The sequence below is a fragment of the Peribacillus sp. Aquil_B1 genome, assembly GCF_022603275.1.
In the GTDB taxonomy this organism is placed as follows: Bacteria; Bacillota; Bacilli; order Bacillales; family DSM-1321; genus Peribacillus.
The window spans coordinates 349,384-367,992 of record NZ_JAKXEE010000003.1; the positions used below are offsets into that span (position 1 = coordinate 349,384).

The 18,609-nt window shown below is 41.8% G+C and carries 17 protein-coding genes; 2 read left to right on the plus strand and 15 right to left on the minus strand.

The window, feature by feature from the left end:
- Positions 1–70 precede the first annotated feature (70 nt).
- From MPH60_RS19805 to ssb, 7 genes are all read right to left on the minus strand, one after another.
- Entirely contained in the window at positions 71–3,808 is a 3,738-nt protein-coding gene (locus MPH60_RS19805; protein WP_241589655.1) for a S8 family serine peptidase, read from the minus strand.
- A gap of 207 nt (positions 3,809–4,015) precedes the next feature.
- Positions 4,016–4,918, minus strand: a complete 903-nt coding sequence (locus MPH60_RS19810; protein WP_241589654.1) for an ABC transporter permease — start codon at positions 4,916–4,918, stop codon at positions 4,016–4,018.
- A gap of 12 nt (positions 4,919–4,930) precedes the next feature.
- Positions 4,931–5,935 carry an ABC transporter permease gene (locus tag MPH60_RS19815; RefSeq protein WP_241589653.1) on the minus strand — a complete coding sequence of 335 codons (1,005 nt, stop codon included), beginning with the start codon at positions 5,933–5,935 and terminating at the stop codon, positions 4,931–4,933.
- A 115-nt stretch (positions 5,936–6,050) separates the two neighbouring features.
- A complete protein-coding gene (locus MPH60_RS19820) occupies positions 6,051–7,667 on the minus strand; it encodes an ABC transporter substrate-binding protein (RefSeq protein ID WP_241589652.1) in 1,617 nt (538 codons plus the stop codon).
- 42 nt (positions 7,668–7,709) lie between these two features.
- Entirely contained in the window at positions 7,710–8,678 is a 969-nt protein-coding gene (locus MPH60_RS19825; protein ID WP_241589651.1) for an ABC transporter ATP-binding protein, read from the minus strand.
- Complete coding sequence (locus MPH60_RS19830; protein WP_157831068.1) at positions 8,659–9,663, minus strand: ABC transporter ATP-binding protein; 1,005 nt, start codon at positions 9,661–9,663, stop codon at positions 8,659–8,661. The genes MPH60_RS19825 and MPH60_RS19830 overlap by 20 nt, the downstream gene beginning before the upstream one ends.
- A 501-nt stretch (positions 9,664–10,164) precedes the next feature.
- A complete protein-coding gene (ssb, locus tag MPH60_RS19835) occupies positions 10,165–10,527 on the minus strand; it encodes a single-stranded DNA-binding protein (protein ID WP_214744175.1) in 363 nt (120 codons plus the stop codon).
- A gap of 360 nt (positions 10,528–10,887) precedes the next feature.
- On the opposite strand from ssb, the gene MPH60_RS19840 reads away from it, so the two are divergent.
- Entirely contained in the window at positions 10,888–11,322 is a 435-nt protein-coding gene (locus MPH60_RS19840; RefSeq protein ID WP_241589650.1) for a YwpF-like family protein, read from the plus strand.
- A gap of 115 nt (positions 11,323–11,437) precedes the next feature.
- Here the strand turns inward: MPH60_RS19840 and MPH60_RS19845 are convergent, their stop codons facing one another.
- The 8 genes from MPH60_RS19845 to MPH60_RS19880 all read right to left on the minus strand — a co-directional run bounded on the left by MPH60_RS19845 (position 11,438) and on the right by MPH60_RS19880 (position 18,027).
- Positions 11,438–11,743, minus strand: coding sequence for a hypothetical protein (locus MPH60_RS19845; RefSeq protein WP_241589649.1), 306 nt, complete (start codon positions 11,741–11,743; stop codon positions 11,438–11,440).
- 294 nt (positions 11,744–12,037) lie between these two features.
- A complete protein-coding gene (fabZ, locus tag MPH60_RS19850) occupies positions 12,038–12,466 on the minus strand; it encodes a 3-hydroxyacyl-ACP dehydratase FabZ (RefSeq protein WP_034315755.1) in 429 nt (142 codons plus the stop codon).
- Between the two features lie 127 nt (positions 12,467–12,593).
- Positions 12,594–12,848 carry a DNA-directed RNA polymerase subunit beta gene (locus MPH60_RS19855; protein WP_241589648.1) on the minus strand — a complete coding sequence of 85 codons (255 nt, stop codon included), beginning with the start codon at positions 12,846–12,848 and terminating at the stop codon, positions 12,594–12,596.
- A 168-nt stretch (positions 12,849–13,016) separates the two neighbouring features.
- A complete protein-coding gene (locus MPH60_RS19860; RefSeq protein WP_241589647.1) occupies positions 13,017–13,859 on the minus strand; it encodes a flagellar hook-basal body protein in 843 nt (280 codons plus the stop codon).
- Between the two features lie 53 nt (positions 13,860–13,912).
- Positions 13,913–14,752 carry a flagellar hook-basal body protein gene (locus tag MPH60_RS19865; RefSeq protein WP_241589646.1) on the minus strand — a complete coding sequence of 280 codons (840 nt, stop codon included), beginning with the start codon at positions 14,750–14,752 and terminating at the stop codon, positions 13,913–13,915.
- Positions 14,753–15,031: 279 nt separating this feature from the next.
- Complete coding sequence (locus MPH60_RS19870) at positions 15,032–16,033, minus strand: rod shape-determining protein (protein WP_076368333.1); 1,002 nt, start codon at positions 16,031–16,033, stop codon at positions 15,032–15,034.
- A gap of 307 nt (positions 16,034–16,340) precedes the next feature.
- Positions 16,341–16,613: a sporulation transcriptional regulator SpoIIID gene (gene spoIIID / locus MPH60_RS19875; protein WP_034315767.1), complete on the minus strand. Its 273-nt coding sequence runs from the start codon at positions 16,611–16,613 to the stop codon at positions 16,341–16,343.
- Positions 16,614–17,049: 436 nt separating this feature from the next.
- Positions 17,050–18,027, minus strand: a complete 978-nt coding sequence (locus MPH60_RS19880; RefSeq protein ID WP_241589645.1) for a M23 family metallopeptidase — start codon at positions 18,025–18,027, stop codon at positions 17,050–17,052.
- A gap of 152 nt (positions 18,028–18,179) precedes the next feature.
- Here MPH60_RS19880 and MPH60_RS19885 point away from each other — a divergent pair, with 152 nt between their 5' ends.
- Complete coding sequence (locus MPH60_RS19885) at positions 18,180–18,605, plus strand: VanZ family protein (protein WP_241589644.1); 426 nt, start codon at positions 18,180–18,182, stop codon at positions 18,603–18,605.
- The last annotated feature ends 4 nt before the right edge of the window (positions 18,606–18,609 follow it).

The following is an 18,609-nucleotide window of genomic DNA, read 5'->3' on the forward strand; positions in this document are numbered from 1 at the left end:
ACTTCAAATCCATAATCCGGAAATCTTATTACGCAAAAACAGCCCTCTTGGATAAGAGGGCTGTTTTTCATTATTTTTTAGCTTTATTGATGTTAAAGGATTTCTTCGATTCATTTCCTGCAAGATCGGTCACCTTAAATTCAATCTTGTTGTTGCCTGTTTTAAGCGGCAGCTCCAAATCCTCTATCTTCTTCTTGTAGGCACGCATTTTGTATGGTTCCTTGAATTCATGATAGAATACTTCGCTTCCGTTCAGATAAAGGCGGATTTCATCGAAATTATCCTCTACCGTCACGTCCACTTTTGGATTCTTTCCTTTGGCTCCCACTGTTTCCGGCACACCCTTCACTTTTAACCCTGGCTTTGTTGTATCGACCATTATCGTCCGTTTAAAGGAAACCGTGTTATCCCATTTATCGGTTGCTTTAACCGTGAAGCTTTGGACACCATCTGCAAATTTCTTTTCATATGAGAATTGATATTTATTATTCGTCTTGTTATACGTTACAGGTACCGTTTTATTGTCGATTTTAAATTCCGTTATTTCCGACGCTTCTTCAATTTCTCCAGTTATTTTGATTTTAGTTTTATTGTTCACGCTCAAGGCTTCAGGGCTCTTGATCTTTACAGCTGGTGCATGGTTATCGATCGGAGCCGAATCGCTTGCTAATTCGGCTTCAGCCGTTTTTTCATTACCTGCATAGTCAATAGCCACAACCTGAACCTTTTCCCCTTTTACATCAGGCAGGGTGAATTGTTTCGCATTCGCCGGGAGCGGTTCTTCCATGATGGATGCTCCATCGACTTGTACATCGTAATAAGCAAGCCCTGAACCATTCAAATTATCCTTACCTTGGATGGTCAATACATTGCCTTTTTTCGAAATCTTGACTGTCGGCTTTACCGTATCGACTTTGATAGGCATTTTAAACGTCTGCCATTTCGCACCCTCGTAATCTATCATCGCTTTGATTTCAAAATAATAGACCCCATCCTTGGCGAGTGCATTATTGATCTTACCGTCCCATTTACGGGCTGGATCCAGGGTGTATGCGGTCCCTTGTCCGCCATCATAATAGTCCTTACGTACATTATTCTCTGTGCGAAGTTTCCGGATTGATTTGTTTTCACCATTCAATATATTGTATTCTACCTTTTTCGCATTCCTTAAGAATGATAGGACAGGCACGAAGTCATCCTGTGCACCATCACCATTTGGGGAAATCGCAATATTTTTGCCATTGAATGTTTTCCCCGCAGGGTCATAGCCAAGATAAGTGAAATCTTCACCTGCTGTAGAAACTCCTCCTGCCATGCCATAGAAGGACTCTTTGTCATATTTAGTGCCATCCAGGATCGGGGCTTTGTCCCACTCCCCTTTAAATCCTACATACGGTACATTCAGTTCCGGATTCGTATCGGCTGGATCCTTCAACGAAATGAACCCTTCAACGAAATATCCGTTTGGAAAGACCTCGTCAATGTCTACAAGAGTCTGCAGGTCATCACTGAGTACCTTTGCATCGGATATGTCAACTTTCACTTCGAATGTAACCGATTTTTTTGCAGGAACGGTAATCTTATTTGTGCTTTTATTATTGATTTTAATCGAAGCATTCTTAATTTCCTGTGCTTCCAGCTCGTTAGCGGTATAACCGAGTTGTCCCTGGATTGCATAGTCTGTTTGGATATTTCCTTTTACATCATACTTGACCGCTTTGTTGCTGAAGTTTTCAACCTTTAAAGTAAAGGCGAACTTATTGCCGATCTCCTTCATTGCAACCTTCGCTTCTTTCGTGAATGCCTCGGTCACGACAGCAGGTGTGGACAATGCGGAATTCAGCTGCATGACCCCGGCTCCCTGCCTGCGAGGCGAGTAAGGGTTTTCCCAGTCAAAGGCCTTATTGACGACACCCTGATCCGTCAATGGTTTTGAAGTATTCATCATCAGGTTTTTCGCTAAATTCGCCCGGGCAGATCCGTTTAATTTAAATTCTTTATCCACTCGTTCAAGAACCAGTGCCGAGCCGCCGGAAACATGTGGTGCCGCCATCGAAGTTCCGCTCATCATACCATATTCATCGTTGTTCAGCGTTGAATAAATTTGTCCGCCCGGAGCAGTGATTTCCGGTTTGAAATCCAGGTTCGGTGCGACTCCCCATGAACTGAATGAGCTCATTTTCCCTGCTTCTGGATTTACAGCTTTTGTTTTATCACCATTAAAGGTAACCTTCACCTTTTCACCATCCGTTAAGGCTGCTTTCAGCTTTGCACCATCCGATTTCAACATGAACAGCTGGGGAATGGTGATGCTTGGATCAGTGGCCATGGAAATATATCCGTCAGCATTATTATAAATGATGACACCTGCCGCTCCTGCTGCCCGGGCATTTTGCGCCTTTTCAATAAAAGAAAGCGTACCGCGCTCGATGAGGGCGAACTTGCCTTTAACATCCACTTTGGAAAGCTCCTCCGGCGTCCCAAGCCCTGCAGCCACCAAGTCATATGTTTTAACCTTCAAAGCATTGGGATGTACGCTTGAAGCCGACATGAACGGAGCTTTACCTGCTTGTCCGTTTATATCATAAGTCGCTGCATCCAAATCCATATAGTTATTCTCTACCGATGCCACTTGTACAGAATCATAAGCAAGCCCAGGTGAACCTGAAACGCCAATATCCGGGTTCGAGGCTGATGGGTTTGCAAATCCATTTCCAAAGTGCGCCGAGTTTCCTGCTGAAATCGACATGAGGATCCCATTATCAACAGCCCTGGATACCGCCTGCTGCTCCGGATCTTCTGCCGATACAAAACCTGCAGTGGAGCCAAGGCTCATATTCAGCACATCCGCCCCAAGGATGATGGCATCGTCAATCGCCTTAATGTATATATCGCCCCATGTTGACTGCATGTCAGGATCATTCCCGAAGACCTTTAATGCAAGCAGCTGGGCTTCAGGAGCAACCCCTTTAATGCCGCCGTTCTCTTCATCTCCATTGGCACCAGCCGTACCTGCTACATGCATTCCATGCATGGAAGCCCCTTCACCAAGGTCGAGGATTTCTTCGTTTTCATCCATGTAATTGTATCCATAAGGTACCTTCGCCGTATAATAATTGCCTAATAGATGGCTAGACTCCTTCATCCCGCTTATTTCACTTTCAGTCAGTTCTGCCTTATTCTCATTATTCAGGACCATATCACGGTGAGATGGGTCGATTCCAGTATCGATAATCCCGACAACCATCCCTTCCCCTTTATATCCATATTCCCGCCAAGCTTCCTGGGCTTGGACAAGTTCTTTACTATAAAGCATTTCGGGTTTTTCTACAGGACGTTCATATTCATTCGCAATATGTACTTCAGCAACTTCAGGCATGGCTTCCACCTTTTTGATTTCACCATACTGAAGTTCACCACTGAACCCATTGACGACTGTCGTAAAACTTTCAAGTTCCTTGAAAGCTATTTTTTTCTCTTTTACCTTTTTCTTTAATTTTTTCTGATTAGCTAGTTTTTCGGATTTTAATTGTTGTTTCTTAATTTTTGATAACTGTTTAAAAAGTTTCCCTTCTTTCGAAGCTGTTTCTATTGCCGGGGCATCCTTCATCTCTACGATGACCCTGACCTTCTCATTGCTTTTGTATTTCTTCCCCAAATCATTTTTCTTCAGCTTTATAATACTTTCCTGATTCTTCTTACCTGCACCGCCCGAGCCTGTTGGGGGATCTGGGAGCTTGGCTGCGGAAACGCTTGCAGTAAATACTAATAGAAAGATTGCTAGAATGGACAAGCTGCGTTTAATCAATGAACTTTCCTCCTCTAAAATAAGTAATTTTTGGAATATTCTTACTGAGTATAAAAGTATCACAACTTTTGGGGTGATTTTAAGGGGTAATAGTCACTATTTTCCTATTTGGTACTAGGATTTTTTTATTATTTTTCATATTTTTATAGATTTACAAGATAAACGACAAAAAGATGGTGATGTTAAACTAACATCACCCTTTTACTTCTAGTTTTTCATTCTCGGATCCAAGGCATCGCGCAGCCCATCCCCCATTAGGTTAAATCCGAGTACCGTAAGCATGATCGCAAGCCCAGGGAAAAGAACCGTCCATGGTGCTTGAATGATGAACGCCCTGGAATCGGCGAGCATTTTTCCCCACTCTGGTGCTGGCGGCTGTGCACCGAGACCGAGAAAGCCGAGTGCTGCACACTCAATGATGGCAGTTGCAATCGCCAAGGTACCTTGAACGATAATCGGAGCAAGGCTATTCGGAAGGACGTGATGAAGGAGAATGCGGCCATCCCCCATTCCAATTGCCTTTGCAGCCGTTACATATTCCTCTTCTTTCACCGTTAAGACCCGTGAACGTAAAAGCCGTCCGAATATCGGAACATTGACGATGGCTATGGCAATAAGTGCGTTGCGAAGGGAGGGCCCCAAAACGGCAACGACAGCAATGGCAAGCAAGATACTTGGAAAGGCCAGAATAATGTCAAAGATCCTCGATATGATCGTATCTATCCACCTGCCGTAATAACCGGCAATGATCCCCAAAAAAGAACCAACCACGACAGATCCGGCAACGGATAAGAAGCCGACCCCTATTGATATGCGCGAGCCATAAATGACCCTGCTCAAAATATCCCTGCCAAATTCATCGGTTCCGAACCAATGCTCCGCAGACGGGGCCAAATGTTTATCACTTAGCTTTTGCCCTTCAAATGAATAAGGTGCTATAAGGGGCGCGAAGATGGCGATTAAGATGAAAAATGAAACAATCCCCAGACCCACAATGGCTACCTTATTTTTCCTAAAGCTTTTCCAGCCTTCCTTCCAGGGAGAGATGACTTTTTCCTCTGCCTCTTTCGGAGGAAGGATTGGCGAAGTATTCGTTGCTATTTCAGGCATGAGTTTCCCTCCCTATTTATACTTAATCCTAGGATCGATCGCTGCGTACAACAAGTCCACAACTAGATTAATCATGACAAACAAAAAGGCGATGACGAGAATTCCGGACTGTATCACCGGATAATCCCGAGATAGGATTGCATCATAAATATATGTACCGATACCTGGCCATCCAAAAATATTTTCCGTCAATATGGCGCCGCCTAAAAGTAATCCTGTCTGCAAACCGATAACCGTCACAACTGGAATCAAGGCATTCTTAAAGGAATGCTTGTAAACAACCCAAAACATTTTCATTCCTTTAGCACGAGCCGTACGAATGAAGTCCGATCTCATAACTTCCAGCATGGACGAACGTGTCATCCTTGCAATAATCGCCATCGGAATCGTCGCAAGCGCTATCCCCGGCAAAATGAGATGTTTGATCACCTCGAAAAACTGATCAACCCTGCCAGCCATGAGTGTATCTATCAAATACAGGCCGGTTATGGCCTCAACGGGATCCCTGATATTGTCCCGCCCTGTCGTCGGAAGTAAATCCCATTGAATTGAAATGATGTATTGCTCCATTAATCCCAGCCAGAAAATAGGCATGGACAAACCAATCAACGCAATCACCATTGCAACATAATCAAACCATGAGTTTTGGAACCAAGCTGATATTATCCCTGCATTCACACCTATGACCACGGCGATGATCATGGCGATCAAAGCCAGCTCTATCGTTGCCATTAAGTATGGCCCAATTTCTTCCGAAACTGGACTATTCGTTTTTAACGATACACCCAGATCACCCTTTAACAGGCCTGATAAGTAATCCCAAAATTGAATGAACCAAGGTTTATCCAGACCAAGTTCCTTTGTCATTGCAGCGACTGCCTCTTCCGTTGCTTGCTGCCCTAAAATCACCTGTGCTGGATTTCCAGGAATCGCCCGAATCATCATGAATACAATAAACGCCATTCCTAGTAACACTGGAATGAGAGATCCTAAACGTCGTACGGTATAGGAAAACAAAACAATCACCCGCCTTTTAAATAAGGGTCCTTCGAAGTGCCCTCGATCATTTTGAAGTGCATTCCATAACAAAACCGGGAAGCATGCAAGACTCCATACTACCCGGTTCGTACGGTTAATTTTCTAGAGATACATTAACAAGGGATTGTGAACCAGTCGGATGTGGAACAAACCCTTTGACCGTCTTAGATCCGGCTAACTGCGGTAAAGAGTGTACAAGCGGAACCCATGGAGCTTCATCATGGATGATTTCCTGTGCTTTTCCATACAATTCATTACGTTTGGCTTCATCTGCCGTGGACTGAGCTTCGATCAGCAGTTTATGGACTTCGTCGTTTGCGTATCGGGCATAGTTATTGGAGCCGATATTATCTTTATCCAATAATGTATAGAGGAAGTTATCCGCATCTCCATTATCGCCTGTCCAGCCCATCATGAAGGATTGGGCTTCACCAGCCTGCACTTTCTCTAAATATGCAGCCCATTCGTATGAAACGATATTCGCTTCGATGCCGACTTGTTTTAGACTTGCTTGAATGGCTTCAGCCACTTTTTGACCATCAGGCATATATGGGCGCGGTACCGGCATAGCCCATAGGTCCATTTTAAATCCGTCTTCAAGTCCAGCTTTTTTCAACAGTTCTTTCGCTTTTTCTACATCGTAATCATAGTCTTCGACTTTGTCATTGTAGCCGGAAACGGATGGCGGCATAGGGTTCTTGGCAGGCTCTGCTGTGCCTTCATAAAAATTATCAATGATTTCCTTTTTGTTGATCAAATGCGAAATGGCTTGACGCACTTCTTTCTTGTCGAATGGCGCTTTCTCAACATTGAAAGCAAAGTACCCGACGTTCATGGATGCACGTTCGAATATTTGCAGGTTTTCATCTCCTGTAACCTTACTGATATCACTTGGATTCAACCCGTCCATCAGGTCGATTTCACCCTTGATTGCAGCATTTAAACGCGCAGAGTTATCTTTAATGACCTTAAACGTGATTCCATCAAGTTTCGGCAGTCCATCTTGCCAATAGTCATCGTTTTTCACCACTTCAATCGTATCGCCAGGTTTCCATGATTTGAATTTGAAAGGACCTGTACCAGATGGATTTTTAGTGAAGTCGTCACCCTCTTTTTCAATTCCATCAGGACTGGCTATTGCAAATGTAGGCATGGCAAGGTTTTTCAGGAACGGAGCCTGCGGACGATTCAAAGTGAATTCCACCGTGCTGGCATCAATCGCTTTTACTTCTTTGATAACATGGCCTTCATCCCCTTCAAATCCTCCGAACATGGAGGCATAGTACGCAAATTTCCCCTCATCCTTACTTTGTGCCCAACGTTGAAAGTTTTTTACGACCGCATCTGCATTGAAATCCGTACCATCATGGAACTTGATTCCGGTCTTCAATTTGAATGTATATGTTTTTGCGTCATCGGACACTTCCCATGTCTCTGCAAGACCCGGTTTGATTTCCGTATCATCTTCCCCATATTTCACAAGCGTTTCAAAGATCTGTTGAGTGACGATGAATGATTCCCCATCGGTTACGATAGCTGGGTCAAGACCGACAGCGTCTCCCCCTTTACCGTATATCAATACGCCGCCCTTCGCTTCACTCGATCCCCCTTTATCATCATCTTTCTCTTTTGATGTAGATGAGGAGCATCCCGCAAGCGCTAGCGAAAGAGCCAGGATACCAGTCAGCAATAATGCCAAAGTTTTCTTCATATTCTTCCCCCTTATTATTTGCGAATTTATGTATACGTCGTGTCAATTGTATAAATGACAAGCAACGTAGTGACCAGGTTTATGTTCATTCAGGATTGGCTTTTCCGTTTTGCATTCTGCCATCGCCTTCGGACATCTCGTATGGAATGGACAGCCGCCGGGCGGGTTTGATGGGCTTGGAACATCTCCCTGCAGGATTACCCTATCCCCCTTGTATTCCACATCCGGGATCGGCACGGCTGATAATAAAGCCTGCGTATATGGGTGAAGCGGATCTTCATAAAGTCCTTCACTTTCCGTCAATTCAACTATATGTCCCAGGTACATGACGCCTACACGGTCGGAGATATGTCTTACCACCCCAAGATCATGGGCAATGAACAAGTAGGTCAAATCAAAATCTTCCTGCAAATCCTGCAACAGATTCAAGACCTGTGCCTGAATCGACACATCCAGTGCAGAAACCGGTTCATCTGCAATGATCAGTTTTGGGTTGACTGCAAGTGCCCTCGCGATGCCAATACGCTGCCGCTGCCCCCCACTGAATTGATGCGGATACCTTTTAGCATGGTAACTGCTTAAGCCCACAACCTTAAGAAGTTCCTGTACACGGGCTTTTCGTGCCTTTTTATCTTTAACCCCATGAACGATGAGCGGTTCTTCCAATATTTTCTCAATAGTATGCCTTGGATTGAGGGAAGCGAATGGGTCCTGGAAGACCATCTGCATTTCACGGCGCATCTTTCTCATTTCACCGGCAGATAAAGCCGTCAGGTCCTTTCCTTCAAAATAAACATTACCCTCACTCGGCTCAAGCAATCGAAGCAGTAATCTTCCCGTCGTCGACTTTCCGCAACCGCTTTCACCGACAAGTCCTAAAGTTTCCCCTTTATAAATGGAAAAGGACAAACCATCAACTGCCTTGACCTCTCCAATGGTCTTTCCCAGAACCCCTCCTTTAATCGGAAAATGCTTCTTTAGGTTTTCTACCTTAACCAATGTTTGACTCATGCAAGGCAGCTCCTTTCCCATCTTCATACAGCCAGCAGCGAACATGCTGACCCTCATCGAATTTCAATAGAGACGGGGTCTCATTTATACATTGCTCCATGGCATGGGAGCACCGAGGGGCAAACTGGCACCCGAGGTTGCTTGTCCCAGGTTTTGGCACATTACCAGGTATTGAGTAAAGGCGCTCTTTCTTTATTCGCATATCCGGAATCGATTGAAGTAAACCGACCGTATAAGGATGTTTAGGATTTTGGAAAATCGTTTGCACATTTCCTTCCTCTATTACCTTGCCGGCATACATGACAATGACACGTTCACACATTTGCGCAACTACGCCAAGATCATGGGTAATCATCATGATTGCCGTGTCTGTTTCTTTATTTAAATTCTTCATTAATTCTAGGATTTGTGCCTGAATCGTCACATCCAAAGCCGTTGTAGGTTCATCGGCTATAAGAAGTTTCGGCTCACAAATCATGGCCATGGCTATCATGACCCTTTGTCTCATTCCGCCTGAAAGCTGATGCGGATATTCATCGAGCAATTCCTCGGCACGGCCAAGCCCAACCAGCTTCAACATTTCCACCGCTCTTTGGCGAGCCTGCTTTTTGTTCCATTTTTTATGTATTCGAAGCGTCTCCACCAACTGCTCGCCAATAGTGAACACGGGATTCAAGCTTGTCATCGGTTCCTGAAATATCATCGCTATATCATTCCCGCGAATTTTTCTCATTTTCGCTTCCGAGGCATTTGCGATGTTCTCCCCTTTGAAAAGGATTTCTCCCTCCACCTTACCAGCCGGTGAAGAAACCAGACCCATGATGGACAAAGATGTTACGCTTTTTCCGCATCCCGATTCTCCCACGATCCCTAAAACCTCACCAGGATTGACATGAAAATCGATTGAATTCACGACAGGAATCACCCCATCGTCAGTACGAAAACTGGTTTGCAGTCCATTCACCTTAATAATTGGCTCGTCCATCAAATCACTTCCTATATATAACTTTTTTTCCAATTATATTATTGGGTTTATTATTGCATCAAAATTAAGATATTACAATATATTTTCTAAAAATTCTAATTTAACAGAATTATTTTTTATTTTTTTCTATTTCCACACTTTTTGGCACACAAAAAAAGACTGCAGATTTGCAGTCTTTACAAGAGGGGAAACAGATAAATCGATTTTTCGAGGGTAAATCGGGGTTTCCAGCCGAGGAAGAAGCTATATTAGCTTTGGGGAACGATTGGATGAAAATGAATTCTATATACTACAGTAAAGTTTTTAGTAAATAGTGCTGAAATTCTGTCCATTTATTTTTCATTATGGTCATATAAATACTTTTTTTGTTTCCTATGTTATAAGCGTAAAATTGATTGATCCTATTATTGACGGAATAAATCACTAATGGTTTTTCCACTACTCATTTTATTGAAAACAATTTTTTTGCTTCTGTCCGGATTCGGGCCGCCATGCCTAAAACTATAAACCAATATGTTCAAAATCCTTGGGCTTAACATCATTTTGTTTAGACCCAATGAATTGAACCCTCTCTGCGACCACTTCAGTTACATATACATATTTACCCTCCTGATTTTCGTATCTCCTGGTTTGTATTCTGCCAGTTATGCCGATTATGGCACCTTTTTTACAATATTGAGCAGTATTTTCAGCAGACTTTTTCCATATGATACACTGTACAAAGTCGGCCTCATAGTTACCGACAGTATTACGGAAGTTCCGGTTGACTGCTAAAGTGATATTGGAAACAGCCTTGCCATCCGGTGTGTATCTTAATTCGGGATCCTTCGTAAGCCTGCCAACGAGGGTAACCTGGTTAATCATTTTTTCACTCCTTCCTCTTTAATATGCTTTAATCATACTCCTTCTTCCATTGATTAAAAAATGGAGGAAATGGTCTTATTACACCATTTTTCTTTATAAAAAACCGTTTAACTGATGCAAAATCATTTTTTATTGATTAAAATCAGGTAAAGAAACAAATAGTTAACAAAATTAAATATTTTGCAAATTTTTATTCTATCCTTCATAATTTAGACAAATGTTGGGTTTTCATTTCATTAAGGGACTTTTTTTTAGTATGATATAATTACCTTTAAAAGGATTAATCGATAAGTACCATTTCAAAATTTACGTTTAAGAGAGGTAATTACCGCTCTTTCTTGCAAGAAACGGAGGAATTAGATGAAATCATTTAAATTGATCTCGTTGCAAATTGTAACTGAAAATTTTAACTTGATTGATATTGCATTAACAGATGGATTGATTATAAATAAAGAAAACGACGCTAGATCATGGTTACTGGAAGCCTTTGTAGAAGAAAATCATTTCAAAGAGCTTGAACCTTCACTTCCCGATATAAACGGAGAGGTGTATATCCAGGCCGTCATTACCAACAAGGATAATGAACCGGCTTTGTTTCACACTGTACTACGCACCATAAGAAAAGTTGGCAGCCATTACAGCCTTCTATTCGTTGGTCACATTCAAAAAACACGGAGCAAATATGCAGAACTCCTTCTTGAAGATTTGGTCCAAAAAGGTCTCGTCGGCGATGAATTAATAAAAGAGTTCAAGCAAAAAATCCGCTCAAAGCCTAAATTAGCAACCAATAAATAAAAACCCTTCCCTTAATTCCCATCCCTAATCGAATGCACACAAAAAAAAGACTGACTTAGACGAATAAGGATACAAATCCTCTTCTTACCTAAGCCAGTCTTTGTCATTCTGCTAATTACTTATTGTCGTCGCCTTTTTTCTCAGCATCTTCAATCAAGTCATCCGCATCATTATCGACGTTATCATCGACATCATTCTTGTCGTTGTCAAGCATTCCATCATCGTTATCGTTGTCGTTATCAAGCACGCCATCATCGTTATCGTTGTTGTTATCATCTGTACCATTGTTATCATTTTCCATGATGTTGTTATCTTCTTCTGGTGCGGGATTGTTGTTGTCATCATTATCCGTTCCACATCCAGCAAGGAACATAATAGATAATAAAGATCCCCCAAGTAGTGCAAAAATTTTCTTCATCATTTTTGGCAACCTCCCTTCTTTCTTTATCATTAGCTATTTTGCCCGAATGTGAAAATAACTTGCGTCCTATTTTAAATTTAAAAAGAAAATCTGCTATTTAAAATTGAAAATTAAAAAATGCCGGACATAAAAATGTCCGGCATTCAAAGGGAGAATAGATAGTTCTTAAAACCGCGCTTGCTTTAAAAAAGCATGCAGTGCTATTTATATACACCGCTTCACGTTTTCTTAAACCATTTTTGAATAATATAGTTAATTTATGACTATTTCCTTAACTGAAAATAAATGAATTTCTTATTTGTCACCAAAAGCAAACATGATATCGGCTTCACATGCTGTTTCTCCATCTACCGTTGCCACTGCTTTCCCTTTACCCATTGACCCTCTCATACGCACTATTTCCACTTCCAGACGCAGCTGATCACCAGGTTTTACTTGCTTCTTAAAGCGGCAATTATCAATCCCAGCGAAAAATGCAAGCCGTCCTTTGTATTCTTCCTGTTTCAAAACGGCTACAGCGCCAACTTGCGCTAATGCCTCTACAATTAAAACTCCAGGCATAACTGGATAATCGGGGAAATGGCCATTAAAGAATTCTTCATTTGCTGAGACATTCTTCAATCCTACCGCCCTTTTCCCTTCATCTATTTCAATGATCCGGTCGACTAATAAGAATGGGTAACGATGCGGAATAATTTCCTTTATTTGTGTGATATCAAGCATACTTGTTCCTCCTATGAGTTAAATATTTCAAACATAACGTAAACTCGCCCCTGTCATGATGACAGAGGCGCAGTTGCCATGTAATATAAATCCGCTAACAAAGCAACTACTTCAAAAAAACATGGAACTATGCGCCCTTGTTCACTATATCAATAATATGGGTCCATGTGGATTTTTGGAAAACATCCATTGCATGTCCCCCACCAATCACACTGTATCCTAATAGTGCCCCGGATAATACAGCAATGAAAATCAATCCGATAACAATGAGTAAACGAAGCCAAATCGGTAAAAGACGGACCCTGATTCTACGGTTCGGTTTCGCCTCAACTTCCTTTATCTCTTCTTCAATTTGTTGTCTCATTACACGATTTTGTTCCATATAGAATGTGAAAGCTCCTTTTAAGAAAACTCGCCGACTGATTTTCCCGATAAACCAGAAATTCAGCAGCTATGCAAAATGTTCGGCACGAATGATTCCCTTTGTTATGAATTCATTATAACCGATTTGCTCTAATTCCGCAGGGAGACATTTTTTTTACCAGATTCCTTAACGGATTCCATTGACTAATCCGCTCATTTGATCGGCCATCGTTACCGCTCGGGATTGAAATTGGTAAGACCGCTGCACATTGATTAGATCCGTCATTTCTTTGGAAAGATCGACATTTGAGGACTCCAGAGTGCCTTGTTGGACCGCTGCCTGGTTGCGGTAATCCCCTGTTAATGCGGTCATGATATCGTCTTCAGTAACACCCAAGGCATTGAAGTTTTTGGGCAGGCCAAGTAAATTTCCGCCTAAGCGGTCAAGAAATTGGGGTTTTCTTACCGAGACGATCCCGAGTCCGAAACTCTTTTCGCCATATTCTTCCGTATCCACTATCAATAAGCCATTTTCCGAAATCTTAATGTCTTTAATATTTCCCTCAATGAGGATCGGTTCACCATTTTCATCAAGGATTTTATGTCCTGCAGAGGTAACAAGCATCATTTGGCCGCTAGCATTAGGAGTTAAATAAAAAGCCCCGTCCCTTGTAAGCCTTGTATTGACCCCATTATCGTCCTGAACGCTTACGGTGAAGAATTGGTCCTCCCGGGTGAATGCAACATCAAGGTTGCGATCCGTCGTCTTTAAAGCTCCCTGTGAAAGGACCAATTGAGATTGGCTTATCATGGCACCTGTTCCCTGCCGGATGCCAGGTGTGGTCAACCTTCCTTTTTCCTTGGTCTCACTCGGTTGATTATTGAAACTCTGTGTCAATAAGTCATTGAAGCTCGTTTGGGACTTTTTGTAGGCAGTCGTGTCCACATTTGCGATATTATTACTTATATGATCGATTTTACTTTGAAGTTGGTTCAGCGTATTCGCCGCCGTCATCATCGTCCGATTCATGGTTTTTCCCCTTACATGTTCAAATTTCCAAATCATCTTTTCCTACAGTTCAATTAAAGCCTGCCAACCTCATTGACTGCTTTATCCAAACTTTTATCATAGGCTTGAAGAACCTTCTGATTCGTCTCAAAAGAGCGATATGCCGACATCATTTCTGTCATCGTTCTCGATTGGTCAACATTGGAGCCTTCAAGAAAGCCTTGCTTAGTAGAAAAACCGACATCTGCAGCCGCGTATGCGCTAGGTAAATCCCGATCATTCACAGCCTTATATAGGCCTTCCCCATCCTTCATGAGCTGTAATGACGGATCATCCGAATAACCGATGCCAATAAGTGCGGTTTGAACATTCCCATCTAAAATAACACCGTTTTCCGCTACTGTGAACTGATCGCTATCAAGCTTGATCTTTTCATTATTTTCGTTCAATACATAATGACCCGAAGGCGTGGTCAGATAACCTTGCCCATCCAGGGTGAAACTGCCGTTACGCGTATAACGGATGGCACCATCACCATCCTGGACAGTAAAAAACACCGATCCTTGCCGACCCGTTTCTTCATTGATCGGCAGATTTTCATCAACTAAGGAAATATCCGTATTAAGCTGAGTTTCCTCCAATGTACCCTGGGTAAATAAAGGATTCGCCTCCTGTACGTATACACCCGTACTGAGCCCTCCAACCTGGGATAAGTTAGTCATGCTCAATTTGTTCTCCGTAGGAACCGTTTTACCACCTATATTGCTTAAGAGCATTTCCGGAAAAGATCTTACGCTCATTTGATCCGCCTTATACCCTGTTGTATTCGCATTGGACATATTGTTTGTGAGCAATTCTGTGCGCCTTTGCTGTGTAAGCATCCCGGAAGCAGCCGTATAAAAACCTCTTAACATCTTCTTCACTCCTCAATCTACATAACTTATCCCGTTCAATTTCTCATATCTATCTTATCGGACATGAACATCAGGATCTTAAGGAAAAGGAAAAGCATTAGGCAGAAGAATTTGTCTATATCGTAGGCTAGGTCAGATTTAAAGGAATGGTGTTAAATTTTCGACTAAAAGAAGAGGGCCTATTGCTCATCAGTACTAGAACTGCACGCACTTTCACTATGCCTCACGTTTGTCTGAACCTTAGACCCCTATCTTATGATGCGGATTTCCACCCGCTTTTTAGTTGAATTTGTGCCGTGGCAATTTATCCATATTATCAAGCATGATACCGGTTCCGATTGCTACACAATCCATTGGCTGCTCGGCAACGAGTACTGGGACCTTAAGCTCTTCGGCAAGAAGTAAATCAATCCCGTGAAGCAATGCTCCACCGCCTGTTAAGATGACGCCGCGGTCGATGATATCAGCAGAAAGTTCTGGCGGCGTCCGCTCAAGTACGCTCTTTGCAGCTTGTACAATGATGGAAACCTGCTCGCGGAGAGCCTCCTCAATTTCTTCTGAATTGACCGAAATGGTTCTAGGCAATCCCGATACCATATCGCGCCCACGGATATCGATGACTTCATTACGAGAACCAGGGAATACGGTTGCAACCTGGATTTTAATGTTTTCCGCTGTACGTTCACCAATGAGGAGCTTATACTTCCGTTTGATATAATTTAAAATTTCATTATCGAATTTGTCACCGGCCATTTTGATAGAAGAAGATGTAACGATATCCCCCATTGAAAGAACGGCAATATCCGTTGTACCCCCGCCAATGTCCACGACCATATTGCCGCTTGGTTGAAAAATATCCATACCGGCACCGATTGCAGCCACTTTTGGTTCTTCTTCAAGGAAAACTTTCTTTCCGCCGCTTTTTTCGGCAGCTTCTTTAATCGCCTTTTGTTCGACACTTGTTATGTTGGTCGGGCAGCAGATTAAAATTCTAGGCTTTGAAAGGAAGCCTTTCACATTCAATGTATTGATAAAATGCTTAAGCATCGATTCTGTTACATCAAAATCCGCAATGACACCGTCTTTTAAAGGTCGGATTGCGATGATGTTTCCTGGAGTACGGCCTACCATTTTACGAGCTTCCTCCCCGACGGCAAGAACACGGTTCGTATTCTTATCAATCGCAACTACCGAAGGCTCATTTAACACAATTCCTTTACCTTTGACATGTATAAGAACATTGGCTGTTCCAAGGTCTATCCCAATATCTCTAGCAAACATTTCTTAAATCCTCCTTGAATATCCTCACATATAACCTACTTCTGTCCTAATTGTTTATTTTACCATATTGCATTGACACAAGTAAGTATGAATTATAAATAAACACTAATATAGACTATTATTTCCTAATTTCCCAATATGTAAAAAAAACCGATGCCTTATGTACTACATTTCCGCATTTTCCCATAAAAAAAACCGGCATGGAACCGCAGTCAAGGTTGAGATAAGAGCTGACACTCACTTTCATGTCCCCTCATTCATTCCCCGATTGCCCGATTCACTTCCAATTGCCGGAATGATTCAAGTATCATTTAACGATTTCTTCTTCTCTTTCAGAACGTTTATATTTTAATTTTGTCGCTTCTCCACCTCTAAGGTGACGAATGGATTTATGATAATCCAATATATCCTTCACTTCGTTAGCCAAATCAGGATTAATTTCTGGCAGCCTCTCAGTTAAGTCTTTATGCACTGTGCTTTTAGAGACCCCGAACTCTTTTGCAATGACGCGGACTGTTTTTCTAGTTTCCACGATATACTTTCCTATCTTGATAGTTCTTTCTTTGATGTAATCGTGCACACCACTCGACCTCCCCAGATTGGATGTGAGAAGTGTGAAATGAGATTCGTATTTTTCGAATCGAATACCGCTGCCCTATAAACAATGAAAGATAGAATTATTCACCTATTAGATAATTTGTAATAAACGATTCCTCACCTCAAACACTCTCTTTGCATGGTTTATAACATCTTATTAGCTTGGTTAAGAATATATGCCTAATGGGACAGGAGGTTTGGATTTATTTCTGATTTTCATCTCTTTCTTTTTCTTAAGAGCAAATTATTTCCCGAGAAATTTGTCAGAAATTCAAAGGTTTCAGCATATTGTCCAATATTTCCTCGAAAGAAAAAAGGGAAGCCGTTCAAAGTGAACGGCTTCCCTTTTACCAAATTTTCAGTTGTTGTCATTCGTAACGCTCTAGGTTTTTGTTTTGATTTTATTAAAAATCTTAATTTTAATTAGATTGATTTAACGAATCTTTTAAGGAATCGCTTTCTTCAGTTGTACCTTCACCAGGGGCAGAGCCTTCCTCATCAGTGCCATTCTCTAAATCAGTGCCCTCTTCAGATTCGTCAACTGCAGGCGCTTCTTCTGTGCCAGTTTCAGACTCTTCGACTGCAGGCGTTTCTTCTTTATCAGCTTCAGATCCTTCAACTGCAGGTGTTTCTTCTTTATCAGCTTCAGATCCTTCGACTGCAGGTGCTTCTTCTTTATCAGCTGAATTTTCAAGTTCGCTGCCTTCAGCTTCAGTTGCCGATTGGATCGCAGAAGCTTGTTTATCAACAAAATCAAGTGGGTTTAACGCAATGTTATCTTTTCTGATTTCGAAGTGGACATGTACGCCAGCCTCTTCATTGATTTGGCTTTTTCCAGCTGTAGCAATTGCTTGTCCTTGTTTCACTTTGTCACCGACTGCAACCTTAATGTCTTTAACAGATTGATAACGGGTAACGACACCATCTTCATGCTCAACTTCAACTAAATTTCCAAGTAACGCATCGTCTTGAACTTTCGTTACATTTCCACTTAAGGAAGCTTTTACATCGAAAGACTTTCCATCTTCCATTGCAATGTCTATCCCTTTATTTTGCTCATATCTATTGTTGTAGAAAACCAATGCTTCTTCTTGTGCCTTTTCATCCGCATTCACATCATAAAACTGTTTCTTGATAACCGTTTTGTCTGCATTGGCTACAGGCATCTTGATTGTCTCAAGATTACTATTTACCTCTACAGAAGGCTCACCATAGTTTTTTCCTGTTTCAGCTGATTCCTCTTTGCCATCTTTAGCTGAATCATTAAAACTATTTTGTAATAAGAAGGCCGCGGCTAAGATTATGGCTGCACTTGCGATATAGATTGCTGATAATGCCCAACGTTGCTTTAGTATACGTCGGATTGTGGAAGTTGGTTTCTTTTCTTCCTCTCTCATATTAATCACCTCAGCAATCATTCTGAACATTTTGTTAAGATTATATACATTCAGGAAAAAAATTTTTTAGATTTATTTTGTGGAAATGAAACCGATTTTATTCGCGGAATGGTAAAATGTTTGATATCTTACTGTTGAAGGATGTTTAAATCATGAAAAAAGCTTTTAAACTTGTGTTAACGTTATTGCCTTTCCTATATATGATTGCCATTTGGATAATGTCGAGCAACCCCGATGATATGATTCTTGATCTTCCATCATCGTCAATTGACCGATTTATCAAAGAGGCACTTCATCTGGTCGAATTTGCCCTTTTGTATATACTATTAGTTTCGGCCCTCGCCGCAAACAAAAAAATGAAACCGGGTTTAAGCCTGTTGGCTGCCCTTGTAGCTTGCCTTTACGGAGTTATTGATGAATACCACCAATCTTTCGTCCCATACCGCTCCTCTACCTTAATAGATGTCATTAAAGATATCATTGGAGTAGCTGCAGTCTATTTTCATGTCCAATATCATTATTTCAAGCGTAAACGGGGCTTTTTGACGATTATAGAAAAATTAAACGAAAAAAAATGAGAGA